Origin of the sequence: Cyclobacterium roseum (genome assembly GCF_010119225.1) — a bacterium.
Classification (GTDB): Bacteria; Bacteroidota; Bacteroidia; order Cytophagales; family Cyclobacteriaceae; genus Cyclobacterium; species Cyclobacterium roseum.
This window is the reverse complement of record NZ_WNKF01000005.1, coordinates 247,769-271,561: the sequence shown is the minus strand read 5'-3', so window position 1 is coordinate 271,561 and position 23,793 is coordinate 247,769. Positions and strand designations below refer to the sequence as shown.

Below are 23,793 nucleotides of genomic sequence, written 5' to 3'. Positions count from 1 at the left end.
TGAATGAATTTACAAAAAATCGCCTAAAATAGACAACCATTTCAGGTCCATATTTAGATAAAAGTTTTGCAATTAAAAATTAAACGCTTAAATTTGCGATCCATAAAGAACTAGGACTAAAAGTTAATCATATAGCATATGGCAAATCACAAATCGGCTTTAAAGAGAATTCGTGCAAATGAAGCCAAAAGATTGAGGAATAGGTATCAGGCCAAAACCACCCGGACGTTTATCAAAAAATTGAGAAACACCGAAGACAAATCAGAGGCGCAGGAATTGTTGAAGCAGGTTACTTCCATGCTCGATAAGCTGGCGAAGAAAAATGTCATCCATAAAAACAATGCGGCCAACAAAAAGTCGAAGTTAACAAAGCTTGTAAACGCTATTTAAAAAGCGCGTTTTTTGAAGAAAGTAATGCCCTCCTGAGAATTCGGGAGGGTTTTTTTGTGCTATTTTGTTAATTTTTTTAAAAGTATTCCTTAGATTGAAATGGCGATGAATTTAGGAGGCAGACAGGGCAACCCTTATCCACTTATTTTTTACCATGGAAGAGTACCAGTCGATACGTATTTCCGCCCTTGCGGAAGAAGATCGTCCTCGTGAGAAGTTACTTCTACGGGGAAAGGCACAGCTATCGGATGCGGAATTGATTGCCATTTTGATTGGTTCGGGTACCCAGCACCTTAGTGCGGTAGACCTTTCCAGGCATATTCTCAAAAGTGTCGACCATGATCTTGCCCAATTGGCAAAACTATCCGTCAATGACCTGAAGAAGTTTAAGGGAATCGGGGAAGCTAAGGCTATCAGTATCGTCAGTGCACTGGAATTGGGGAGACGCCGAAAAGATGCTGAACCCCAGAAAAAAGCAAAGATTACCTCATCCGCAGATGTCTACCGGCTGATGCGCCAGGAGATGCAGGATGAATCGGTAGAATATTTTTATGTTCTTTTTCTAAATCGTAGCAACTTTGTCATTAAAAAACAGCTAATTAGCCAGGGAGGGACTTCAGCAACCATTGCCGATCCAAAATTGATTTTTAAATTTGGAATTGAGCAGTTGGCGAATGCCTTGATTTTGGTTCATAATCATCCCTCAGGCAATCTTAAGCCCTCTGCGGCAGATATTGGCCTTACTAAAAAGCTTTGCCTGGTCGGTAAAAACCTGGAGCTTCCTGTTCTGGATCATATTATTTTCACAGATGTTGGCTATTTTAGCTTTGCAGATGAAGGCATGATTTAATTCCCTATGAATAAGAAAAACCTATTTTGGGCCATCGTAGCCCTGGTGATTACCGCGTCCCTGGTGTATACCTTTACCGGCACGGAGGATCCGGAACTTTACCGAAATACCATTGAGGCAGAAAGAGAACGCCAATTTAAATATCTCAAGTATAATTTGGAGTCTCCCCTAACGGATGAACAAAAAGACGAATTGGATTCACTGGATTTTTATCCCATTGATCCGGACTATAAGGTGCGGGCAAGGATGGAGCCTGTTGCCAATAGAAACATAATGGAGGTTCCCATGACGGACGGAAGCGTGGAACGGTACATTCGGCATTCCTTTGCCGTTTTCGACCTGAAGGGAGAGCCGCTCAGGTTACTATTGCTGCAGGCAGAAGATGAAATGGATCGAAGGAATTTTTTTCTGGCCTTTGCGGACGAAACTTCCGCCGATGAGACCTATGGGGGCGGACGCTATCTGAACCTACGGCAGGATGGGCAATCCTCTATTACAATAGACTTTAATCTGGCTTATAACCCCTATTGCGCCTATAATCCTGATTTTGCCTGTCCCATTCCTCCCCGGGAAAATATTCTCGAAATACCGATCCGGGCCGGGGAGAAAAATTACGATAAATAACCTTTCAGTAGAGGCCAATTATCGTAAATTTGTCATTTAGTCAAAACTACAAAAATGAAAATTTCGATCAATAGACTCAAAGATTACATACCTTTTGACCAATCTCCGGAAGAAATTGCTGATCTACTGACAGCCTCTGGCCTGGAGGTGGAGGGCATCGCAAGCTATGAATCCGTTAAGGGAAGCTTGAAAGGAATTGTGGTCGGGGAAGTAATCAGTTGTGAACCACACCCGAATGCCGACAAACTTAGCCTTACCCTGGTGGATGTAGGAGATCGAATGCTGCCCATTGTATGTGGTGCACCGAATGTAGCCAAAGGGCAAAAAGTTCCTGTCGCTACCGTTGGGACCACGCTTTATCCCAAAGAGGGTGGATCCTTTGAAATTAAGAAAGCTAAAATCCGTGGGGAAGTTTCCGAAGGGATGATTTGTGCAGAGGATGAGTTGGGATTAGGGGCCAGTCACGAGGGGATTCTGGTGTTGGACACGGATTTTCCTAACGGGAGTCCGGTAGCTCCTCTTTTCGAAATTAGCGAATCGAAAGTACTGGAAATCGGACTTACGCCCAACCGGGCAGATGCAGCCTCTCATTTGGGAGTAGCCAGGGACTTGAAAGCATTGTTGCGCAAGGAGCTCACTATGCCGGACCTGTCCGGATTTTCCGTAGCTCGTGAAGACCGCGCTTTTAAGGTGACTGTTGAAGACCAAAAGGATTGTCCCCGGTATGCAGGACTTACGATCAGCGGGGTGAAGGCAACTCCTTCTCCGAAGTGGTTGCAAGACTACTTGAAAGCCCTCGATTTGGAACCTATAAATGTAATCGTAGACATTACCAACTTCATCTTGCACGATCTGGGGCAACCGCTTCATGGCTTTGATGCTGATAAAATAAATGGAAGCGAAATACAGGTCAGGAAATTGCCAAAAGGGACGACTTTCACCACCCTGGACGGTAAGGAAAGAATGCTGACAGGAGAAGAGCTTATGATTTGCGACAGCGAGGGGGGGCTTTGCATGGCGGGAATTCTCGGAGGGCAGCATTCCGGCGTTTCAGATAGCACCACCACTTTGTTTTTGGAAAGTGCCTGCTTTGGAGCAGATGTGATCCGAAAAGGTGCGCAGCATCATGGAATAAAGACAGACGCTTCCTTTCGATTCGAGCGAGGAACCGACCCGAACATGCCGGTTTTTGCATTACAAAGAGCGGCCATGCTGATATGCGAGTTGACAGGAGGAGAAGTCAGTTCCGGCATAGTGGACTACTATCCTGAGCCGGTAGCAGATGTCCGGATTCCGGTAAAATACCGCCATGTAGACCGGCTAATCGGAGCAGTGATCGACCGGAGCGAAATCAAAACCATCCTTGAATCACTGGATATCCGAGTGGAGCAGGAGACAGCGGAGGGGTTTCAGGCATTGGTGCCCCCTTATCGGGTGGATGTTACCCGGGAGGCGGATGTCATTGAGGAAATCTTAAGAATCTACGGGTTTGACTCCATTCCTTTGGAAGAAAATTACCAGTCGGAATACCTGGCGGAGCATCCGGAAAAAGACCGGAACAAGCTGCAGTACCGGGTTTCGGAAGCCCTTGCGGGCATGGGATACAACGAAATCATTACCAATTCTCTGACTAGCGCTGCTTATTCAATGGCAAGCGGCTTCCTAAACGCTGAAGAAGATGTGGTGATTCTGAACAAACTAAGTGAAGATCTGGATGTGCTACGGCAAACACTCCTGTACACAGGATTGGAAGTATTGGCACACAATATCAACCGGCGTCAAAAGGATTTAAAATTATTTGAGTTTGGGACCGTTTATTTCAAAAAGGCAAACGGATATACGGAAGGGAAGCGACTTTCCCTTTTTCTAACCGGAAATTCCAACAAGGAAAACTGGATCCATCCGGTAAACGAGGTGGGCTTTCCGGAACTGTATGCGGTGGTAGAAGCACTATTGACCAAGCTAAACATATCGCTTCCGGAGGTGGAAATGGTTGAAGAAGAACCCTTTACCTATGGGCTGGTATTGAAGAACAAGCAGCAGGAGATTGGGAAAATCGGACTTTTGAGCCCAGCAGTAGCAAGACAGGCATCTGTAAAACAAGGCGTGTTTTATGCCGAGCTGGATTGGGACAGCTTGGTTCGAGTGGCTAAGGCGCAGGAAAAATTCAAGGAGATATCGAGGTATCCCGAAGTAAGAAGGGATCTTTCATTGGTGATTGATCAGCAGGTTAGTTTTGAGGAACTTCGGCAGATAGCGAATAAGGTGGGAGGAAAGCTGCTGAAGCGAATCGACGTTTTTGATGTGTACAAAGGAGATAAAGTGGAATCCAATCAAAAGGCCTATGCGTTGAGTTTTTACCTTCAGGACGATCAACAGACCCTGACGGATAAAATGATTGATAAGACCATGAATAAATTAATGGCTGCCTTTGAAAAAAATGCAGGGGCATTGATCAGAAAATAAAATGAAGGATTTTGAGGAGCTTCAGAAGCTGGAAAGGCTGACAGAACAGGTCGAACAGAAGGTCAGGCTGCTCGAACAGGAAAATTCTGCCCTCAAAAATCAACTTTTGTCCTATCAAAAGAAACTGTCGGATCAGGAAGAAGCACTCGAAGATTTTAAAAATCAAATTAAAATTAGTAAAATTGTAAGAAACATACCGGTAGAAAATAAAGCGTCTGCTGAATTGAAGGGGAGAATTGATAGCTATATAAAAGAAATCGATAAGATTATCACTTACCTGTCTGAATAATATGGATACACTTTCAATTAGAATAAAAATTGGAGATAGAGAATATCCAATGAAGGTGAAGGCTGATGAAGAAGCCCGAATCAGGCGGGTGGGGAAGTTGATTAACGATAAAATTAAAAAGTACAGGGAAGAGTTTGGCCTGGAGGACCGACAGGACCTGCTTGCGATGGTGTCGTTTGATTGCATGGTGGAATCCATGGAGCTAAACGAAACTCAAAGTAATGAAAGCGAGCAGGTCAAAAACGTGGTATCACAGGTCAATCAACGTCTGGATGCTTTACTCTAACCTATAGTCCGTCAAGTCCCAATACAGCAGCAGTGTATTTTTTTTCGGTAGATAAACTCAACTATATCTATGGGATTTTCGTTATACATCATTTTATCAGGAGCCGTCGGCATTTTGCTGGGAGCCTTTCTTGCTGGATTTTTTATAAAAAATAATAGCAAGAAGATAGAGGCAGAAGCAAAAGAAAAAGCGAAAAGCGTTTTAAGAGAGGCAGAAATTACGGCAGAGGGGCTGAAGAAAGATAAGATTCTGGAGGCGAAAGAAAAATACCTTCGGCTCAAGTCTGAATTTGAAGAAGAAGTAGGGAAAAAGAAAAACATCCTTATTACCAATGAAAACAAGCTGAAGCAGCGGGAACAGATTCTTTCCAAAGAAATGGAGCAGCTTAAGCGCAAGGAAGCCGAACTGGATAGCAAAAAAGAAAACCTAAGTGCGCAATTACATGCGGTGCAGATTAGAAAAGATGAATTAGACAAGGTGACCCAGCAGCGGATTACTGACCTGGAGAAAGTGGCACTCCTGACGCGCGAAGAGGCCCGGGAACAATTGATAGAGATGCTGAAGGATGAAGCCGCCACGAAAGCGTCTTCTCATATTAAGGACATATTGGATCAGGCCAAACTCAGCGCCACCAAACAGGCCAAGAAGATCGTTCTCGATACCATTCAGCGAACGGCTACCGAACACGCCATCGAAAATTGCGTGTCGGTATTCAATATTGAGAGCGACGACGTAAAAGGGAAAATTATTGGTAGGGAAGGCAGAAATATCCGGGCCCTGGAAGCAGCTACCGGAGTAGAGATCGTCGTAGACGACACCCCCGAGGCCATTATCATTTCCGGCTTTGATCCGGTAAGAAGGGAAGTGGCACGATTGTCCCTGCACCGACTGGTACAGGATGGAAGGATTCACCCAGCCCGGATAGAAGAGGTAGTCGCTAAGACGGAGAAAAATATCGATGAAGAAATTATCGAGATCGGCGAGCGCACCTGTATTGATCTGGGGATCCATGGGTTGCATCCCGAATTGATCAAAATGGTCGGAAGAATGCGTTTCAGATCCTCTTACGGGCAGAACCTGCTGCAGCATTCGAGGGAAGTGGCCAAACTCTGCGCCACCATGGCAGCAGAAATGGGAATCAACGCCAAGCTCGCAAAGAGAGCCGGTTTGCTTCACGATATCGGAAAGGTATACCCGGAGGAAGCGGAGCTTCCCCATGCCATTTTGGGCATGGAGTTGGCAAAAAAACACAAAGAGCATCCTGAAGTGATCAATGCGATCGGTGCGCATCATGACGAGATCGAAATGACCTCCATGCTTTCACCCATCGTACAAGCCTGCGATGCGATCTCCGGTTCCAGACCAGGGGCACGAAGGGAAATCATGGACAGCTACATCAAACGACTCAAAGACCTGGAGGACCTGGCCCTGAGCTTTGAAGGGGTTAATAAATGTTTTGCCATGCAGGCAGGCAGGGAATTGCGGGTGCTCGTGGATGCAGACAATGTAGACGATACCACGGCAGGCCGCTTGTCCTTCGAAATTTCTCAAAAAATCGAAAAAGAGATGCAGTACCCGGGACAGATTAAGATTACCGTTATCCGGGAAATGCGATCGGTAAATTATGCGAAATAATTCTAAGTAGATTAAACGATATCGTAGTAGAAGGCAACTATTCGTCAAAAGATAGTTGCCTTTTTTTAAATTTCGGTCCCAGTTAGTTCGCTTTAATAGTGCCTTATGAAAAAAGATCTGCTGAACTACATAAAAAACGGATCATTTTTGTTTTTCTATATTATTTATTTAGTTTTATAGGTGTTGATTGGTTTTGTTTATTAACCATTAGAACCCTAGATGTCTATTTCGCTTTCAAATCGACTGTGTTTGCGTTCCCCGGCTAAAGGGTTGGTTTTTTCCTGTTTGGAAAGTGCCAGTCAAATCCCGATACTAAGAACCCCAAACCAATGACACCTTTCCGCTTAGTAATTGTTTTTTTCGTGATGGCAATCATTGGATTTGCACTGGTTCCCCGGTTGTCGGTGGATCTTAATCCCCGGGAAAAGGAAACCGTGTTGAATATTGGGTTTTCAGTGCGCAGTGCCGCTCCGGAATTGGTGGAAAAGCTGGCTACGTCTCCATTGGAAGGGGTGCTTTCTCAGTTGTCAGAATTAAAGAAAACAACTTCCGTATCCAATTACAATCAAGGCTCCATACAGTTGCGTTTTGACAAGCGCACGGATATGGAATACAAGAAATTTGAAGTGTCGGCATTGATACGACAGGTATATCCCTCACTGGATAGTAAGGTCAGCTATCCGACTATTACGCAGTCTGCCCAAAGAGACATACAGGAAAAGCGGCCGATCTTGACGTATAGTATCAATGGCCCCTTTGCATCCTTCGAAATAAGAAAGATTACGGAGGATATCCTGGTCTCGGCATTAAATAAAATTGAGGAAGTGGAGGAAATGGAAGTAAGGGGGGCGAATGACCTGTACCTATACGTAATCTATGACATCCAAAAACTTCAGAGCCTGAAACTTTCAAGGTCAACCCTGGAAAACAAGTTACGCAGTTCCTTCGGCAGAAACTTCCCCGGACTGGCGATGAATGTTTCCGGTGAATCCTTGTTTTTGGAAATTGACCGGTCCCTGGTATCCCTGGCAAACTTGGAGAATTTACTTATAGGTAGACTGGGCGGGAAGGAATTGTACTTAAAGGACGTTGCCATCCTGACATTGGAAGAGGCCGCTCCTCAGCGCTATTATCGAATCAATGGTAACAATTCGGTGAGTTTGACCATCAATAGCAGGGATGGGGTAAACAAAGTATTGGTGGCGGATAAGATTCGGGAAACCATCGCTACCACAAAAAGTCAATTGCCGGAAGGGTTTGATGTGCGGCTGGAGTTTGATGACACCTCGTTTTTAGAAAAAGAACTTCAGAAAATTTACAAGCGTTCCGGACTGTCCATCCTGATCCTGATCTTATTCATATTTTTGATCAACCGAAACCTGCGGTATTTAATCACCCTGTTTTTGGGTATTATTGTAAATGTCAGCCTGACCGCCATCATTCTCTATGCCCTGGGAACGGACATACACCTGTATTCCCTGGCAGGACTGACCATTTCTTTTGGGTTGATTGTGGACAATGCCATTATTATGATCGACCATCTGCACAAACACAAAAACAGGAGGGTGTTTTTGGCTTTGCTGGCCGCGTCACTTACCACCATTGCTGCTTTGCTAATGGTATTTCTGCTACCGGAAGACGATCGAAAAAACCTGGGTGACTTCTCCATTGTGGTCGCCGTCATGCTGGGCGTTTCATTGCTTATCGCACTGCTATTTACACCGGCAGTGTACAGCCTTCTTTTTAAAGGAAGTTCGGGGAAGGGTCGGAAACTGACCCTATATCAACTGAGAAGAAGGAGTAGGGGAATGCTGGTATATGCCCGAACTGTCACTTTTTTGGCAAGGCACCGAAAAGCCTTTGTAGTCGGACTCGTCCTTCTATTTGGGCTACCTGTTTTTTACATGCCGGCAAAATGGGAAGGTCAGGAATGGTATAATAGCAGCATTGGGAGCACGTACTATCAAGAGACGATGCGGCCCTATGTAGACAAGGCACTGGGTGGATCCATGAGGATGTTCGTTCGCGGGGTTTTTGAGAAGTCATCTTACCGGGAGGCGGAGCGTACCAGACTTTATGTAAATGCCCATTTGGCCTTTGGAAATACCCTGGAACAAATGGATTTTATCATCCGGGAATTTGAAGCCTACCTGAAAGGCGTGGAGGGGATTGATAAATTTGTGACCACCGTCAATTCCGGACAAAATGCCCGCATAGAAATCACCTTTAAGGAAGCGTATGAAACGTCAGCCCTTCCCTACAGGCTGAAAGGAAAACTGGCCATGAAATCCACCGACTGGAGTGGGGTACGATGGAATATTTATGGGGTGGGACAAGGGTTTTACACTGGACCGGGTGGAGAGGGCATCCCCTCTTTCCGGGCGGAATTGAGGGGCTATAATTACACTGAACTGGAAAAGCAGGCAGAAGTTTTGGCTTCAAAGCTTCTTTCTCACCGCCGGATCCAGGAAGTGAATACGAATGAACGGCTTAGCTGGGGTGAGCAGAAAACCGAAGAGTACGTGCTGGAATTTGATCAGCAGCAACTGGCACTATCCGGTTCCAACCAATACGAGATTGTCAATGCGCTTCAGGACATGTCGCTTCACGAGCAACCATCCCTGTTCCTGGAAGTTGACGATGACCGATACGGTATGGTGGTAAGGGAAAAGCAATCTTCCCGGTTTTCCCGTTTTGATCTGGAGAACAGCAGCCTTATTACCGGCGAAGACCGAATCGTCAAAGTATCTGGCGTGGGTTCCTTAGAAAAAGAATTTACTACCAATGCCCTTCATAAAGAAGACCGCCAATACATTCGGCTGGTTTCCTTTGAGTATATGGGATCGGCGAAGTTTGGGGGAGAATACCTGGATGAAGTACTTGATGAAATGAAAGCCGGTATGCCTATTGGGTATTCGGCAAGCAGACAGACTTATAGCTGGAATTACGATCAGGCCAAAAGGCAGTATGGGTTGCTGTTGGTTTTGATCGCTGGCATCTTTGTCATCTGTTCGATCCTCTTCGAAAACTTCAAACAGCCGCTGTATATTATCTTTATTATTCCGGTCTCCTTTATTGGGTTATTTCTGATTTTTTCGCTATTTGATTTTTATTTTGACCAAGGCGGATATGCGGCATTTGTGATGCTGGGTGGTCTGGCGGTCAATGCGGCCATTTTTATCGTCAATGACCTGAATAACCGGGAGGGGAATCACTATAATCGTAATGTATTGAAAGCCGTGGCAGGGAAGGCTACCCCTATATTGCTGACGATTTTATCCACTTGTTTCGGGCTGATTCCCTTTGTGATGGAAGGGCAGAATGAGATATTTTGGTTTTCCCTGGCCATCGGTACCATTGGCGGCCTGGTTTTTAGCATGGTTGGGGTTTTTCTTGCCCTGCCGGTTTTCTTGTGGAAAACAAAATAATTATCCTAAACTTGATGGTGCATTTCTTAACCTGCTGCCAAATGAAATACCTTAGCATTCTTTTATTGTTCATACCGGGCCTTTTTTCCTGCAATGATAACACGTCTTCAGAAACTGGTGGTCCCCAGCAAAAGCTATTTCTTGAAGTGGTGGATAGCATTATCGTAGATGAGCTGGAACCTCTGGTAATTGATGATTACCTGGAAGAGGGTGACAAATTTCTCATGCGAGGGAATAAAAGTAGAAAACCGTATTTGGTAGCTGGGGACGGGGAAATTTTGAAGACGTTTGAGATATTGAATGAAGGGCCGGATGGTCTGGGTGCAAATGGTGCCTTCGGCTATGGCTTTTTGAATGAAGCGGAATGGGTCGCACAAGGCCTCTTTAATGGGTACCATGTATACGATATGAGCGGAAACAAATTAAAAATACTGGACCCTATTCACATAGCTATCTATGCCATGTCCATGTACAGTTACCGTACCTTATTTACAGGTTTCACCAAAGATGGAGCCAGGATGCTTATTGGGCAGGAGCAGAATTTGTTTAATCCTGATTCTATTGGCGAAGAAGCGAGACAAACCGCCGAGTACTATGATCGCGTAAAAACAGTTTTTGCTTATGGAGTGGATAATGGGGTGTTGGAGTTGCTGGAAACCTATCCTGATGAATGGGAACCCAAAAAATCACACAAAATGGTGGGACAAAGCCAGCCGATCGTTGCCTTTCATCGCGGTAAGCAGGAATTGGCCTTGCTTCCCGTCTTCGGAAACCAATTGTTTGTGTACGATTATTCCGGGGAGGTACCTGAACTGAGGCATGTAACCCAGCTCAGGCATCGCTACCGGCCCGAAAAAATACCCGAGCAGCTATCCGGGGTGAATGGGTATAGTAGTTACCCTGGCTTTACCGATTTGCGGTATGTGGGGGAAAACCTATTGGTTGAATTCAAAACAAGAATTCCCGAAGATATTGTAAACGAGCTCCGTGCTTCCTCGGAGCAATATTATAACAGCCCGGCCTACAGGGAGGCCATGGAAACGTTTAGTAAACCCTATTATCTATGGGTTGTGGAAGGGAATCAGGCAGGGGTGCTGGATGGTCTACCCGTGCATGGAGCCTTGGATTTAGCGGATGAAAATGGGTTGGTTTATGTCAATGATAATTTAGCGCCAGCTATAGAAAGGGATTACAATATTTTTTACCGATTGAAATTCAAGTAATTAATTTGAAATCGTTGCAATTTCCAGACATTACCTATTTTTTATTCTAAAATTCGTTTGTTAACAAATCTAAAAAAAATTTTATTTTGTTTTTTAATCAGTTGTACCTTTAAATTTTAAGGTAAAACGAATTTGGAAACGATACCGATTCCTGTTTCTGATTTTTGATTACATAATATTTAACAGATAATATTATGTAATAGTTAATTATTTAATATTATCATTGAATTATTTGCAACGTAACATCCCCTTGTTTACATTTGTGTCATACTTACGTAAGTAAATCAATTGCCTACCCAAAATAATTAGCCTCAAACAAAAATTTTTCGGGAGGATCCCGGGAAGAGGTTTTAAAAGTTTCTAAACCTTTAAAAATTTAACACCATGAGATTAATTATTGCAACATTACTCGCTTTCACATTTAGTACCGCTGTATTTGCTACAGCACCGGTTGAGAATCCAATTGTAACCCTTGAGAAAATCGGGGAAAAAAGATTTCAATTAAAATACAATGGTATACCGGAAGGGAAGGTAACAGTAGCCATCAAAGACGAAACCAGCAGAATTATCTACCGGGATGTCATTGAGTCTGAAAATGTTTTCTTTAAAAATTACGACTTAAATAAATTGGATTTAGGTAACTACCAAATCGAGGTTTTCAATGCCTCATCAGGAAAACTATCTGATTTTGAAGTTAACCTGGGACCAAAAAGCCTGGAGAAAACCTATTTCGCAAAGGTAACCGAATTGGATAGCAAGACGCTGGCCTTGGTTTTGAAAAATTTGAACGGAGTTGAAAAAACGCTGGAGATATTTGATAAGGGAAGATTGGTTTTCGAAGCACCTATAACCGGAGAGACTTTTGGAAAGAAGTTTAAATTTGAAAACGTCACTTCATTAGAGGATATTTCTATCAAGATTTCAGACAACAGCGGATTTGGAAATTTTCTTTCAGTCCGATAGGCGCATTGAATTACCCACTAACAGAAAAAGAGGCTGTCCCAAGACAGCCTTTTTTGTTGTGTCCCGGTATTTGGAAAGGGCCTTTTTGAAATTTATTTTTAGCAGTGCTTGTTAATCAGGCATGCAAGAGATACGAATTAAAAACATGGTCTGTCCCCGTTGCATCATGGCCGTGGAAGAAATCCTCCGGGATATGGGCCTTGTTTTTGAAAAGGTGGAATTAGGCTTGGTACTTTTAAAAGCGCCCCTGGGAAACCCACTGGCTGAAGCCTTTGAGAAACGGCTGAACTCCTTGGGTTTTGCTTTGGCAAAGTCAAGGGAAACCGTCTGGGTAGAAACCGTCAAATTAACTTTACTGCGCTTATTGGAAAAGGGAAATGAAGGATTGGATACCCCACTTTCCCAAATTCTTTCTCAGGAAACGGGCCTGGGTTATTCCCGGTTAAGCCAGCTTTTCAGTAGCCTGCAAGGAATTACCATCGAACACTATTTCATTGAATTGAAAATAGAAAAGGCCAGGGAGTTACTCAGTTATGAGGCCCATAATATTTCAGAGGTGGCTTGGAAGCTGGGCTATAGCAGTATGCAACATTTTTCTGCGCAGTTTAAAAAACACACAGGGATGACACCGAGCCAATTTCGAAATTTGAACCAGAAGCCTCGTAATTTTCTGGATCAGGTGGGGCAAAACTAGCTTTCCCTGAGCCGACTTAAAATAAGCGGATGCCCAGGGATAGGATTAGTTGGTTTTGCCTTTGGTCGGTATTAAGCCCGGCGATCGCATCCACATGGTTGGCCAGGGCTCCCTCGTATTTAAAATCAAGGATCATGTTGGCGATATCCAGGCCGATTCCTGCCTGGTATCCTAAGGTTGCCGTGTTTGGGTCCGAATCAATCGGCACCGAAGGATTTCCACTAGTCAATTCGCTATCAAGGATAAATGTGACCACGGGGCCAGCCTGCACGCGAAAGAATCGGGCGATCTTAAACCCGCCCATTAATGGCACGTCTATTCGGTCAAAACTAGCAGAGTATGTTACGGTATTTCCCGTTTGGATGTCTTCAAATTCACCTCCTGTATTGCTGTAGAGAACTTCGGGTTGGATAAAAATCCGGTTTCCTCCGAGTCTGGCAAAGAGACCGAGGTGGTAACCTAATTTTTCATTGCCCTTTGAGAAGTTATTGTCACTAACGGAAATGTTTCCCTGGGAAATTCCCAATTTGGGTCCGATGGAAAATTCCTGTGCCTGCGCGTTGACCAAAACAAGGGATAATAAGAAGCATGTAAGACAAGTTTGCATGAAGTGTCTCATGAATAAGGGTGTATTAGTCTGACTACAAAACTACACAAATTCAAAAGGATACGGTTAATTTCTGCCAAATACCTTTGGGTAAAAGGAGCAGAAATCAAAAAAGGATGCCATTTTCTACCAAATGCAAAATAATGGGCATAAACTTTTACAAGTAGCTTGTTATTTCCACAAGGTTCCTTTAATTTGTCTTTAAACAAAAGGTTAGTCCCTGGCTTTCTTTAAATATTGATAAAAATAAGTAAGTTTGTGAGGCATCCTGTTTCCGATTGGATTGTGCGAATGAGTCAGGAACTATAATTCCTGTTAGGCACTAGTTTTTAATATTTTACGATAACAAATACGGAATACTGTTTTATAAAGGATAAAAGAATAAAAATAATTTCCATGATAGAAGTACTAAAGTACCCCAGTGTATTAGAAAGTAGCAACCTTGAGCTAAGAAATGTGGCCAGGGACTTGGTGTCCGGACTAAAAATTTATCACGATAACATTGGATACCTGGTAGGAGACCTGGCGCTTTCCGAGGGGACTTCGCCACACCGAAATATCAATAGTTCTCCGGATGAAATAGACTACCGGATCTTTTTAAAAGCAGGTCTTTTGCTGGCCTCTCAAAAACTTGGAAGTCCCATTACGGTTACTACTGGATTTCCATTCTCGACTTTTCAGGTCTTTAAGGAAAACGCCTATCGATTGTTGGAAAATGAACACATTATAGAATACGATACGCAGACTTTTGGAGGGGGAGGTAGAAAGAAAATGGCCGTAGAAGTAGACCGGGTAGCGGTGATCCCCGAGGTCGTAGGTTGTAGCATGGCCGTAAGGCAACAGTTCCAGGATGCCCCGAAAAACTTCTTTATGATCAGTCTTGGTTACGGGACCATGGAGGCCATACTCAGCACCGAAGGGGGGCTGGTGCAGCGATCCAGTGTATCTACCTTTGGTCTTCGCTACGCTATCAATCTCATCACCCGGGAGCTGCAGAAAGATAATTACCTGGATCTGAAAACGGAACACCAAATTGACCAATATTTTAGTGAAGGAACAATTATCCTGAACAGGAAGCGTTTGGACTTAAGAGAGCTCCGCAAGCAGGTAATTACGCAATATTACAATGACGTGATTTCCCCCTCATTAAGAAAGGCTTTTTCGGATAGCGATTTCTCAAAATCGGCCGATCTTTACCTGGCAGGAGGCGGAGCCAATTACGCTGAGTTGGTGAATTTATTCCGAGATGAATTTGATGGCTTGTTAAATGTACACGTACCGGAGGCACCTGAACAAATGGCTTCCATAGGCTATTGTTATAATAGCCTCGCTATCGGTGGAGGTGCTAAAGACAAAGCGGTCGGACTAGATCTGGGGAATAGTTCAACGATACTCACGACATTTAAACAAGAAAAAGAAGATTATTGAGCCTATGAAATTCGGATCCAATAAGCAACAAAATGAAGAACCTCATGCAGGAAAAGTGACGGTATTGTCACTTGGGTTTGAGCTTACAGGGGACATCATTTCCAAAAGTGACATCAGAGCAGATGGCATATTGGTAGGAAGTATCCGCACGGATAAAAAAGTAGTGATCGGAGAAAAGGCTTCCATCACCGGGGATATCATAGCGGAAGAGATCAGCATCAGTGGAGAAGTGATGGGGGACCTTTACATCAAAGGAGAAACGACCATCTATTCCGATGCCAAGGTTTCTGGAAACATTACGACCAGTTCCATTTTTATCCACAAAGGAGCTCAGATCAATAGCGGTATTCAGGTAGTAGATGCCAAGTCCGTTGAAGAATCCTCAAAATCGAGTAAAATTAACTCGGTAAGCCGGGAAGAATTATATTCCATGCTGGATGATAGAACGGCCAGAAAAAAAGATGTACCAGTTAAGCCAATAGCCAAACCAGAGCGAGAATCTTTTAAGGAAAGCTCCTCTACCGAATCTTCGGATGATTCTTCGAACATCGATTATCCCAGAACCTGGTAAGGTTTCTGACGCGTATATACCTTTTATAATCTATGGAATAAAAAATGGTAGCCATGTTTGTGGCTACCATTTTTTATATCGATCGTTCCGATTTATCCCCCTTCGCCAGGTGCTCCAAAGATCCCAATCATGTTCAAAAGGACCAGAAGGATCACAATGGGACATATCCATCTGATAAAGAAAATCCAGGCTTTTCTGGGAAAGCCAACAAAGAAGGTAGATCCCTGTGCGATTTCGGAGGCGTATTCTTTTACATTCTTGATCCATCCGGTATACAGGCTGAGCATCAGACAAATCACTACAATAGCCAACGTCCCAAAAAAGAAGTCCATCAGATCAAAGAAACCGGCTATTTGTCTCCCGAAAAAATTAAAGCCTAGTTTGTTGAAAAAATTTCCTTTTACAGCCGCCAGAGAGGACGGAATGCTTAATACCATTGCGGCGATCCCAATGGTCCAGGTGGCTTTTTTCCGTGACCAGTTCCTTTCATCAATAAAGTAGGCCACCGGCACTTCCAGCATGGAAATGCTGGAGGTCAAGGCTGCTACGAGTAATAAGAGGAAAAACATGCCTCCGATGATATTGCCAAACGGCTCAATCTGGTCAAATACCCGTGGGAGTACATTGAAAACCAATGCCGGTCCTTCATCGGGGCTTACCCCAGGTAAAAGGGCAAATAGGGCCGGAAATATCATTAACCCTCCCATGAGTGCGACCATGCTGTCCATTCCGGCGATCCATCCGGAGGATTGAATGACATTGCTGTCTCTAGGCAAATAAGATCCGAAGGTGATCATCAATCCCCAGCCTACCGATAAGCTGAAAAATGCCTGGCCCAGGGCGGAAAGGATTACTTTCCCGTTGATTTTGGTAAAGTCTGGTGAAAGGTAGTATTCGATCCCGGCCCCTGCTCCCGGAAGGGTGACGGCGCGAGCTGCTATCAATACGATGATTAGAAACAAAACGGGCATTAAAAATTTAGCCGCTTTTTCGATACCGCCTGAAATACCTCCCAAAACCACAGAAATGGTCAGCAAAATAAAAACCATGCATAAGGGAATGACGTACAGCGGGGTTTGGACAAAATCCTCAAAATCCACTGGAACATTAATGAGCTCCGTAAAAATATAGCCGATGGTCCAGCCAGCGATCACGGAATAATAACTTAGTACAGCAAAACAGACCAATACGCAGAGCACACCAGCTGATTGCCAAAAACGGTTTCCTCCCGTTCCCTTGATAGCACCCACCGGATTTTTTCCTGACTTACGGCCCAGTGCTATTTCATTTAACAAGAGCGGAAGTCCGATCAATAAAACACAAAGTACGTAGACAAAGACAAATGCCCCTCCTCCGTTTTGCCCGGTAATATAGGGGAATCGCCAAATGTTTCCTAGTCCCACGGCCGAACCTCCCGCAGCCATTATAAAACCAAATGTAGATCCCCATTGTCCTCTGGAGGAGCTATTGCCAGAATTTTGCATAATATTGGAAGTGTGTTAGGTGTTCAAAGAAAAAGAATATCAGGTTTTGTAATCGGCTAATTTAATTTGTTTTGCCAGAATACCAATTCCATCTTCAAAACTTTTGGGCTGAAATCCCAGAATATCTTTTGCTTTGGTAATGATCAGGCCGGTACGAAGTGGTCTGGCTGCCACCTGGCCGAAATGGGAGGAGTCTGTTTTTTGTATGCCCTCCAGATCCAAACCAAAAAACATCGCCGTCATCAGCGCCATGTCGTAAGGGGTGAGCAATTCTTCTCCGGATATGTTAAAAATACCTGTGGCACCTTTATCAGCCATTAGTAGGCATCCTTCGGCGAGATCTTCCGCCAGCGTAGGCGTTCTGAATTGATCGTCCACTAATTCTAATACTTTATGTTGTTCAAGTCCTTTCTTTACCCATAAAATAATATTGGACCGGCTCATGTCGTGCGCCGTACCATACACCAGATTGGTCCGGACTATGGACCATTTGTAAGGATAGTTTTGGACCAGTTTTTCGGTTTCCAGCTTGGTCTTTCCGTAGTAATTTAGAGGGTTCGGTTGGTCTTCCTCGTCATAAGGCCCGTTTTTACCATCAAAAATGAAGTCCGTAGAAAGGAATATTAAATGGGATTTACAGGCCTTACTTCCTTCAATAATATGTTGGGTACCTGTCACGTTTTGTTCAAAACAACTGTGGCGATTAACCTCACAGCGATCTACGTCCGTCATGGAAGCGGCATGAATGACATACTGAGGAGCATAAATCTTAAAAACCTCCATTACCTCTTTTTTATTGGTAATGTCCATCTGTTCAAAATCGTAACCTTCCCATTCACTCGGTAGTCGGCAGGGACCCCTACCTGTGGCGATAGCATCGTATTTCCCGTCAATCAGGATTTTTTTGACAATTTTCTGCCCTAACAATCCGTTTGCTCCGGTAATTAATACCTTTGGTTTTTCACTCTTCAGGATATTTATATCCATATTCTCTGGTAATTTTTTTCTTCGAAACCATTTCAACGTTTACATCCATATATACAGGAGTAATCGGTTTGTCATTAGGGGCTGTTTCTAGCCCGGAAATTTTTTCCATTATTTCCAGCCCTTTGATTACTTTCCCAAAGACCGTGTAGCCGTCATCCAGATGAGGAGTGCCACCAACGGTAGTGTAAGCTTCTACCTGATTTTTTCGTTTGTCTAACTCCAAATTTACATTAAAAAATTGTTCCAGCACTACTTTTTTTGAAAGCATTAGGGCATTTAAACTGTCAATTTCCTGATTTTGGTATAATCGACGGTAGTTCTCACGCAACTCCACGTTACTATCTAGCTGCAAATACTGAGTAAAGGCCTTTTGAAGTTTGGGAATGTCAGTGGTCAGTTCCTCTTCGCTGTAAACCTTTCCGTCCACCAGGTAAAACTGACAACCACTGGACCTTTTTTCCGGATTCATGCGGTCTCCCTGCCGGGCAGCTGCAATACTCCCTTTTTCATGGATGAGTGAAGGGTTGAGTTCCGCTGGTAAGGTATACCAATCATCCGGAGGCAATCCCTCCTGAGTGAATACGTCTCCGCCCTGAATCATAAAATCATTGATTACCCGATGAAATTGAGTGGAATCGTACCTTCCCGAACGAGCTAGATCAAGAAAATTTTCCTTATGTGCAGGAGTCTCATCGTAGAGGATCGCATACATGGTTCCGTATTCGGTGGATATGGTCACCAGGTAATCCTTTTCACTCGCACAGGAACTAGCCAGAAGCAAGCTAAAAGCCAAAATGAGTAGGGATTTATTCATGGAGTTGCTGTTTGATTTCTTTTAGCAATTTATCGCCACCTTTTGCCAAAATGCTTTCGGCCAATTGAATCCCCATCGAAACGGCATCCTTTTCGCTGCCTTGAAACGAATCGTACAGCCTTTCTTTTCCTTCAAGCTGTAATAGTCCCCCTTTTATATGCAGGGTGGAACCTTCCCAGACCGCCAGGGCAAAGGCAGGGATACTGCAGCCTCCTTCCAATACCCGTAAAAAGCTCCTTTCGGCCTGTAGGCAAAAGGCGGTAGCAGTATGATTCACCGCTTCATAAATGGCCGTTTTTATTTTAGGAGTCAGGCTTTGGTGTGCCTCCACTCCTATACATCCTTGTCCTACTGCGGGAATAAATTGATCCAATGACAGGTCAGACCGGATGAGGGCATCGTACCCCATGCGGTGCACACCGGCGTAGGCCAATAACAGACCGTCACAGACACCATTTTCCATTTTAGCTATACGGGTTTGTAAATTTCCCCGTATATCGGTAGTGCGTACATGAGGGTAGTAGTACCGGAGCGTGGCGATTCTTCGCGTAGAGGAGGTGCCTAACAGCAACGGTTCTTTGCTGTCCAGATCGGGCAATTCTTTATGGCTGAGAATCACGTCGTTTGCCTTTTCCCTTTCTGTAAAAGCGATGACGTCAAACCCTTCCGGTAGGCGGGAGGGCAGGTCTTTGGCACTATGGACTGCAATGTCAATCTTGTTTTCCGCCAGCTGATTTTCCAGTTCTTCGGTGAAGACGCCTTTGCTGCCTATTTTGGAAATGGCCACGTCCAGGACCTGATCTCCTTTGGTTTCAATGATAACAATTTCCGTTGCAAGGCCCTTTTGACGGAGTAAATCAGCCACATGGTGCGCTTGAAAAAGGGCCAGCTTGCTACCCCTCGTTCCTATTCGAATGGGTTTCATTATTGATCGGTTTTTCGTTTACTGGAATTTTTCTCCACGGAGGTTTCGATGAAGGAAATAATTTTCCCTGCGATATCGATACCGGTTGCTTTTTCAATACCTTCCAGACCCGGCGAGCTATTGACTTCCAATATTAGCGGGCCTCTGTCTGATTGAAGCATGTCCACACCGGCCACGGATAGCCCCAGGGCTTTGGCGGCGTTCAATGCGGCGGTTCTTTCTGCTTTGCTGAGGCGAATTACTTCTGCTTTTCCTCCCCGGTGCAGATTGGATCGGAATTCCCCCTCCGCTCCCTGACGCTTCATGGCACCTACGACCCGGTTATTCACTATAAATGCACGTATATCCGCTCCTTTGGCTTCTTTGATGAATTCCTGCACAATAATCCGGGCCTTGAGTCCATGAAAAGCTTCAATGACAGATTGTCCCGCCTTTTTGGTCTCGGCCAGAACGACTCCCAATCCCTGGGTTCCTTCCAGTAGCTTGATGATAAGGGGTGCACCGCCCACCATTTCCACCAGTTGTTTTTCGCCCCCTTTGGAAAAATTGGTGAAGGCCGTTTTGGGCATTCCCAAACCTTCACGGGAAAGTATCTGCAGGGATCTTAACTTATCCCTGCTCCGTACAATGGCCTGGGATTCTACGGCTGAGAAAACGCCCATTAATTCAAATTGCCGGACCACCGCTGTTCCGTAGAAAGTGACGGATGCTCCTATTCGGGGGATGATGGCATCGATCCCGGTAAGCTTTTCACCTTTGTACAGAATGTATGGGCCGTTTTGCTCAATGATCAGGTCACAGGCGGAGTGATCGATTACCGCGGCTTCATGCCCCGCTTCCCGAATGGCCTGGACCAGCCGTTTGGTGGAGTACAACTGGGTGTTTCGGGATAGTACTGCTATTTTCATGTTTGTTTTTCTTTAATAATGGGTGCTCCGGCCAAAAATGTTTTTTCCACATCGACCAAAAACCTGCCCTTCAGTATTTTTCTACCGAGTAATACCGCATGTTTCATTTTAGAGCGGTCCGATAGGGTAAAAGCAGCAGAAAAAGTTCGGGCTCCCAAGGAAAGGGTGGTCAGGACCAGATAGCGCTTTTCCATTTGACCGAAGGAGTTTTTTACTTTCTTGACTTTGTATTTGGAGGCATGAATCGTTTTTCCTGTGTAGCCTGGGGCAGCGGGGGCTAGTAATATAAACTCAAGTAGGTTTTGCCCCTGCTCCTGAATTTCCTTTACTGCCGAGGCATGAATCGTGCAATTGTATGCTCCCGTGTCTACCTTGGCAGTGATTTTATCGATTTCCCAATCTGGTAACCGGACCGTTTCTTTTCTCCCAATTATTGATTTTTCCATTGCTTCAAAGATAACCCTTTCCACAGGTAATCCAGACTTTTCCCGGTGGATTCTACCTTAAGCAGACTTGATTATTTTGGCGAGGGAAAATGCCAGGTCTAAAAACAGGATTTTTGAATTGGCATTTCTTTCCAAATGGTAATGGGCCTCATTCAATAGGGTGTAGATTTTAGTTAATTTTTCATCATTGAGAACCGTACTGCTGAATTTCACAATAAACTCCCGGTCCGTATCATTGGTTCGCATCAGGTCCGGTAACTGGGCGCGGTTTAGGAGTGATTCTCTGATTACATTTACTCCCGTCAAAATAAGCGATTTTTGGGCTTCTTTTCCGGACGCACTGACTTGCTCTGAAAACCGCAGTAACGAAGAAATATCCACCGAATAGCAATCCCGTAACCAATCTCTGAATAGGAGGGTGTTCTTGTCTTCCACATTTTGGGAGAGCAAGAGCGCCTCGCGCATGTTGCCATCTGCCAGCGGGGCAATTTGTTGAGCAGCTACGGTGTTTGACAAGCCTGATTCTACCAGGAAATGCTGTATTTCCTCGTCCGAGAAATTTCTTACATGAATTTTCTGGGTCCGGGAAAGGATGGTTGTCAGCAGGTTTTCATGTTGCTGACTGATCATCAAAAACAGGGTTTTGGCTGGGGGTTCCTCTAGAATTTTCAGCAAAGCATTTGCCGAAGATAAATTCATGGTTTCCGGAGCCCAAATGAGCATCATTTTATACCCCCCTTCGAATGATTTTAAAGAGAGGGTTTTTACAATTTCCTTAGCAGTGCTCTTAGAAATACTCAGTGGCTTGTTTATTCCCAAATGGGCATTCCAATCCTGGAAATTTCCATAGGTTTTTTCACGAACAAAGGATCGCCAGGAAGCCAGATAGTCGACTTTCTTGTCTTCGCTTTCTTCCTTTTCCTTGCCCTTTTTTTGGGGAGGAGCGGGAAGGGGGATCGCAAAATTGACATCTGGATGAATCAATTTCTCCATTTTCAGGCAAGAGGGGCACTTCCCGCAGGCATCGGATTCCCCCGGATCTTGGCAGTTGATATAGGTAGCAAGAGCCAATGCAAGGGAGAGATTGGCACTGCCCTCTTTTCCGTGAAATAATAAGGCATGGGCCAGGTGATCATTTCTGATAGCATTGATGAGTTTTTCCTTGGTGTCTCCAAGTCCCGGAATCGAAGAAAAAAGCATGGTTTTTTGAGTTAAAATTCTTTGTCCCAGATGCGGTAAGGCCGGGTAAGTTCAAATACCCGCTGTAGGATGGATCGCTCGCTTTCATCAAACTCCATTCCTTTAAATGCCATGGCTTTTTGCGCGGTCTCCTCAAACCGCATCAGTTTGAATGTGCTGAAGCCCGCGGACCCTCCCCAGGCAAAGGAGGAAACAAACTTTCTGGGAAATCCCTCCCCAAATAAATTGGCTCCGACCCCGATGATTGTTCCGGTGTTCAGCGTAGTGCCAATACCCAATTTAACATGGTCCGCTATCATGGACCCACAAAACTGGAGTCCTGTGTCGGCGAATCCACCTTTGGTATAATCCCATACTTTGACAGGCATGTGATTGTTTTTAAGGTTTGAAACGACGGTATTGGCACCGAAATTACACCATTCTCCCACCACACTATTGCCCATATAACCATCGTGGGCCTTGTTGCTATGCCCCATGAAGACTACATTGGATACCTCTCCACCCACTTTACATTTAGGGCCTACCGTCGTATTTTCCCGAATCTTGGCTCCCATGCTTAACGTAGCACCCTCTCCTAGGGCGAAAGGTCCCCGGATCAGACAACCTTCCATTATTTGAGCATTTTTTCCAATGTAGATGGGGCCATTGCTGGCATTGAGAACGGATGCCCTGACCTTTGCTCCTTTTTCAATGAAGATATTGGGCTCGTTATAGAGGTGCGTATGGGGGTCGTCTGTTCCCCAGGAAACCCGCCTTTTAGTCAGTAAGTCAAAATCCTTCTGAATTTCACTGCCATTGAATTGAAAAATATGCCAGTTCCGGGTGATCACCCGAACGTCCTTCTCAAAAAGCACTTTTTTCTTATTCGGCAGGTGATCCGGCTGAAATTGCTCGGGTTTTTCCAGATAGGTCGCCAATAGGGTGTCCTGTTGCCAGAGGGATTCGTTGTTTTTAAGCTCAACCACGGCGGCCAACAAATCCTCATCGGGACATACGGCTCCGTTTAGGTAAAGGGAGGGAACCGTCAAGGCAGGAAATTTAGTTTGCAAATAATCCTGTGTGAAGTGTCCTACCTGTTTTGCCTGCAAATGGTGTTGCCACTTTTCGCTGATTTTTAAAATCCCAATCCGAAGGTCCGCTACCGGTCGGGTAAAAGTAAAAGGCAAAAGATTGCCCCTGCTTCTGGGGTCATCAAACAACATGATATGATCCATACCACAAAAATAAAAAAGTCTACCGGAATAAAGCTTCCGATAGACTTATTCTCAGGCGATATCCTGAAATAATTATTTTTTCTTGTACCTTCTGTTGAATTTCTCCACCCGTCCGGCAGTATCCAGCAACATTTTCTTACCAGTGTAAAAAGGATGCGAAGCAGAACTTACCTCTACTTTTACCAGAGGATAATCGTTGCCATCTTCCCAGGTGATGGTTTCACCGGTCTCGATGGTGGATTTGGTCATGAATTTATAATCGCTGGAAGTATCAAGAAATACTACTTCTCTGTAATTGGGATGAATTTCTTTTTTCATTGTATAGCCTGTTATTTTCTTCTTCTTCAAATTGAGGCACAAA

The 23,793-nt window shown here is 44.5% G+C and carries 23 protein-coding genes; 13 read left to right on the top strand and 10 right to left on the bottom strand.

Annotated elements, in window-relative coordinates:
• The first annotated feature begins 138 nt into the window (after positions 1-138).
• From rpsT to GJQ68_RS09755, 11 genes are all read left to right on the top strand, one after another.
• Positions 139-390: a 30S ribosomal protein S20 gene (gene rpsT / locus GJQ68_RS09805; RefSeq protein WP_162417117.1), complete on the top strand. Its 252-nt coding sequence runs from the start codon at positions 139-141 to the stop codon at positions 388-390.
• A 154-nt stretch (positions 391-544) separates the two neighbouring features.
• Positions 545-1,240, top strand: a complete 696-nt coding sequence (gene radC, locus GJQ68_RS09800; protein WP_162417116.1) for a RadC family protein — start codon at positions 545-547, stop codon at positions 1,238-1,240.
• 6 nt (positions 1,241-1,246) lie between these two features.
• Complete coding sequence (locus tag GJQ68_RS09795; protein WP_162342081.1) at positions 1,247-1,864, top strand: DUF1684 domain-containing protein; 618 nt, start codon at positions 1,247-1,249, stop codon at positions 1,862-1,864.
• A 54-nt stretch (positions 1,865-1,918) separates the two neighbouring features.
• The gene (gene pheT, locus GJQ68_RS09790) at positions 1,919-4,330 is read left to right on the top strand and encodes a phenylalanine--tRNA ligase subunit beta (RefSeq protein WP_162417115.1); all 2,412 of its coding nucleotides are present in this window, start codon (positions 1,919-1,921) and stop codon (positions 4,328-4,330) included.
• Between the two features lies 1 nt (position 4,331).
• Positions 4,332-4,619: a hypothetical protein gene (locus tag GJQ68_RS09785; protein ID WP_162342083.1), complete on the top strand. Its 288-nt coding sequence runs from the start codon at positions 4,332-4,334 to the stop codon at positions 4,617-4,619.
• A 1-nt stretch (position 4,620) separates the two neighbouring features.
• Positions 4,621-4,905 carry a cell division protein ZapA gene (locus GJQ68_RS09780; RefSeq protein WP_162342084.1) on the top strand — a complete coding sequence of 95 codons (285 nt, stop codon included), beginning with the start codon at positions 4,621-4,623 and terminating at the stop codon, positions 4,903-4,905.
• Between the two features lie 69 nt (positions 4,906-4,974).
• Complete coding sequence (gene rny, locus GJQ68_RS09775; RefSeq protein ID WP_162342085.1) at positions 4,975-6,540, top strand: ribonuclease Y; 1,566 nt, start codon at positions 4,975-4,977, stop codon at positions 6,538-6,540.
• A 329-nt stretch (positions 6,541-6,869) separates the two neighbouring features.
• Positions 6,870-9,968 carry an efflux RND transporter permease subunit gene (locus GJQ68_RS09770; protein WP_162417114.1) on the top strand — a complete coding sequence of 1,033 codons (3,099 nt, stop codon included), beginning with the start codon at positions 6,870-6,872 and terminating at the stop codon, positions 9,966-9,968.
• A gap of 41 nt (positions 9,969-10,009) precedes the next feature.
• Positions 10,010-11,191: a hypothetical protein gene (locus tag GJQ68_RS09765; protein WP_162417113.1), complete on the top strand. Its 1,182-nt coding sequence runs from the start codon at positions 10,010-10,012 to the stop codon at positions 11,189-11,191.
• 384 nt (positions 11,192-11,575) lie between these two features.
• Positions 11,576-12,154: a hypothetical protein gene (locus GJQ68_RS09760; protein WP_162417112.1), complete on the top strand. Its 579-nt coding sequence runs from the start codon at positions 11,576-11,578 to the stop codon at positions 12,152-12,154.
• Between the two features lie 121 nt (positions 12,155-12,275).
• Complete coding sequence (locus tag GJQ68_RS09755) at positions 12,276-12,848, top strand: helix-turn-helix domain-containing protein (protein ID WP_162417111.1); 573 nt, start codon at positions 12,276-12,278, stop codon at positions 12,846-12,848.
• A gap of 16 nt (positions 12,849-12,864) precedes the next feature.
• Here the strand turns inward: GJQ68_RS09755 and GJQ68_RS09750 are convergent, their stop codons facing one another.
• Positions 12,865-13,455, bottom strand: coding sequence for a porin family protein (locus GJQ68_RS09750; protein WP_162417173.1), 591 nt, complete (start codon positions 13,453-13,455; stop codon positions 12,865-12,867).
• A 342-nt stretch (positions 13,456-13,797) separates the two neighbouring features.
• Here GJQ68_RS09750 and GJQ68_RS09745 point away from each other — a divergent pair, with 342 nt between their 5' ends.
• The gene (locus GJQ68_RS09745) at positions 13,798-14,883 is read left to right on the top strand and encodes a ParM/StbA family protein (RefSeq protein WP_317174426.1); all 1,086 of its coding nucleotides are present in this window, start codon (positions 13,798-13,800) and stop codon (positions 14,881-14,883) included.
• A 4-nt stretch (positions 14,884-14,887) separates the two neighbouring features.
• Positions 14,888-15,454, top strand: coding sequence for a bactofilin family protein (locus tag GJQ68_RS09740; protein ID WP_162417110.1), 567 nt, complete (start codon positions 14,888-14,890; stop codon positions 15,452-15,454).
• A gap of 92 nt (positions 15,455-15,546) precedes the next feature.
• Here GJQ68_RS09740 and GJQ68_RS09735 read toward each other — a convergent pair whose 3' ends face one another.
• The 9 genes from GJQ68_RS09735 to GJQ68_RS09695 all read right to left on the bottom strand — a co-directional run bounded on the left by GJQ68_RS09735 (position 15,547) and on the right by GJQ68_RS09695 (position 23,750).
• Positions 15,547-16,938, bottom strand: a complete 1,392-nt coding sequence (locus GJQ68_RS09735) for a sodium-dependent transporter (RefSeq protein ID WP_162417109.1) — start codon at positions 16,936-16,938, stop codon at positions 15,547-15,549.
• A gap of 39 nt (positions 16,939-16,977) precedes the next feature.
• Positions 16,978-17,925, bottom strand: coding sequence for an SDR family oxidoreductase (locus tag GJQ68_RS09730; RefSeq protein ID WP_162417108.1), 948 nt, complete (start codon positions 17,923-17,925; stop codon positions 16,978-16,980).
• Positions 17,900-18,739, bottom strand: a complete 840-nt coding sequence (locus GJQ68_RS09725; protein ID WP_162417107.1) for a peptidylprolyl isomerase — start codon at positions 18,737-18,739, stop codon at positions 17,900-17,902. The genes GJQ68_RS09730 and GJQ68_RS09725 overlap by 26 nt, the downstream gene beginning before the upstream one ends.
• The gene (hemC, locus tag GJQ68_RS09720; protein WP_202927909.1) at positions 18,732-19,664 is read right to left on the bottom strand and encodes a hydroxymethylbilane synthase; all 933 of its coding nucleotides are present in this window, start codon (positions 19,662-19,664) and stop codon (positions 18,732-18,734) included. The genes GJQ68_RS09725 and hemC overlap by 8 nt, the downstream gene beginning before the upstream one ends.
• Entirely contained in the window at positions 19,664-20,572 is a 909-nt protein-coding gene (gene rimK / locus GJQ68_RS09715) for a 30S ribosomal protein S6--L-glutamate ligase (RefSeq protein ID WP_162417106.1), read from the bottom strand. Before rimK ends, hemC begins: the two co-directional genes overlap by 1 nt.
• The gene (locus GJQ68_RS09710) at positions 20,569-21,018 is read right to left on the bottom strand and encodes an ATP-dependent zinc protease family protein (RefSeq protein ID WP_162417105.1); all 450 of its coding nucleotides are present in this window, start codon (positions 21,016-21,018) and stop codon (positions 20,569-20,571) included. Before GJQ68_RS09710 ends, rimK begins: the two co-directional genes overlap by 4 nt.
• A 57-nt stretch (positions 21,019-21,075) precedes the next feature.
• Positions 21,076-22,218 carry a DNA polymerase III subunit gene (locus GJQ68_RS09705; RefSeq protein ID WP_162417104.1) on the bottom strand — a complete coding sequence of 381 codons (1,143 nt, stop codon included), beginning with the start codon at positions 22,216-22,218 and terminating at the stop codon, positions 21,076-21,078.
• Between the two features lie 11 nt (positions 22,219-22,229).
• Positions 22,230-23,432 carry a putative sugar nucleotidyl transferase gene (locus tag GJQ68_RS09700; protein WP_162417103.1) on the bottom strand — a complete coding sequence of 401 codons (1,203 nt, stop codon included), beginning with the start codon at positions 23,430-23,432 and terminating at the stop codon, positions 22,230-22,232.
• A 72-nt stretch (positions 23,433-23,504) separates the two neighbouring features.
• Positions 23,505-23,750, bottom strand: coding sequence for a type B 50S ribosomal protein L31 (locus tag GJQ68_RS09695; RefSeq protein ID WP_162417102.1), 246 nt, complete (start codon positions 23,748-23,750; stop codon positions 23,505-23,507).
• Positions 23,751-23,793: the final 43 nt, after the last annotated feature.

Excerpts from the sequence above, each read along its gene's own strand:
- GJQ68_RS09780 (WP_162342084.1), top strand. The coding sequence starts at position 4,621 with ATGGATACACTTTCAATTAGAATAAAAATTGGAGATAGAGAATATCCA.
- radC (WP_162417116.1), top strand. The coding sequence starts at position 545 with ATGGAAGAGTACCAGTCGATACGTATTTCCGCCCTTGCGGAAGAAGAT.
- GJQ68_RS09705 (WP_162417104.1), bottom strand. The coding sequence starts at position 22,218 with ATGCTTTTTTCTTCGATTCCGGGACTTGGAGACACCAAGGAAAAACTC.
- pheT (WP_162417115.1), top strand. The coding sequence starts at position 1,919 with ATGAAAATTTCGATCAATAGACTCAAAGATTACATACCTTTTGACCAA.
- GJQ68_RS09785 (WP_162342083.1), top strand. The coding sequence starts at position 4,332 with ATGAAGGATTTTGAGGAGCTTCAGAAGCTGGAAAGGCTGACAGAACAG.
- GJQ68_RS09770 (WP_162417114.1), top strand. The coding sequence starts at position 6,870 with ATGACACCTTTCCGCTTAGTAATTGTTTTTTTCGTGATGGCAATCATT.
- rpsT (WP_162417117.1), top strand. The coding sequence starts at position 139 with ATGGCAAATCACAAATCGGCTTTAAAGAGAATTCGTGCAAATGAAGCC.
- GJQ68_RS09730 (WP_162417108.1), bottom strand. The coding sequence starts at position 17,925 with ATGGATATAAATATCCTGAAGAGTGAAAAACCAAAGGTATTAATTACC.
- rimK (WP_162417106.1), bottom strand. The coding sequence starts at position 20,572 with ATGAAAATAGCAGTACTATCCCGAAACACCCAGTTGTACTCCACCAAA.
- GJQ68_RS09700 (WP_162417103.1), bottom strand. The coding sequence starts at position 23,432 with ATGGATCATATCATGTTGTTTGATGACCCCAGAAGCAGGGGCAATCTT.
- GJQ68_RS09740 (WP_162417110.1), top strand. The coding sequence starts at position 14,888 with ATGAAATTCGGATCCAATAAGCAACAAAATGAAGAACCTCATGCAGGA.
- GJQ68_RS09760 (WP_162417112.1), top strand. The coding sequence starts at position 11,576 with ATGAGATTAATTATTGCAACATTACTCGCTTTCACATTTAGTACCGCT.
- GJQ68_RS09795 (WP_162342081.1), top strand. The coding sequence starts at position 1,247 with ATGAATAAGAAAAACCTATTTTGGGCCATCGTAGCCCTGGTGATTACC.
- GJQ68_RS09695 (WP_162417102.1), bottom strand. The coding sequence starts at position 23,750 with ATGAAAAAAGAAATTCATCCCAATTACAGAGAAGTAGTATTTCTTGAT.
- GJQ68_RS09725 (WP_162417107.1), bottom strand. The coding sequence starts at position 18,739 with ATGAATAAATCCCTACTCATTTTGGCTTTTAGCTTGCTTCTGGCTAGT.
- GJQ68_RS09755 (WP_162417111.1), top strand. The coding sequence starts at position 12,276 with ATGCAAGAGATACGAATTAAAAACATGGTCTGTCCCCGTTGCATCATG.
- GJQ68_RS09765 (WP_162417113.1), top strand. The coding sequence starts at position 10,010 with ATGAAATACCTTAGCATTCTTTTATTGTTCATACCGGGCCTTTTTTCC.
- rny (WP_162342085.1), top strand. The coding sequence starts at position 4,975 with ATGGGATTTTCGTTATACATCATTTTATCAGGAGCCGTCGGCATTTTG.
- hemC (WP_202927909.1), bottom strand. The coding sequence starts at position 19,664 with ATGAAACCCATTCGAATAGGAACGAGGGGTAGCAAGCTGGCCCTTTTT.
- GJQ68_RS09710 (WP_162417105.1), bottom strand. The coding sequence starts at position 21,018 with ATGGAAAAATCAATAATTGGGAGAAAAGAAACGGTCCGGTTACCAGAT.
- GJQ68_RS09750 (WP_162417173.1), bottom strand. The coding sequence starts at position 13,455 with ATGCAAACTTGTCTTACATGCTTCTTATTATCCCTTGTTTTGGTCAAC.
- GJQ68_RS09735 (WP_162417109.1), bottom strand. The coding sequence starts at position 16,938 with ATGCAAAATTCTGGCAATAGCTCCTCCAGAGGACAATGGGGATCTACA.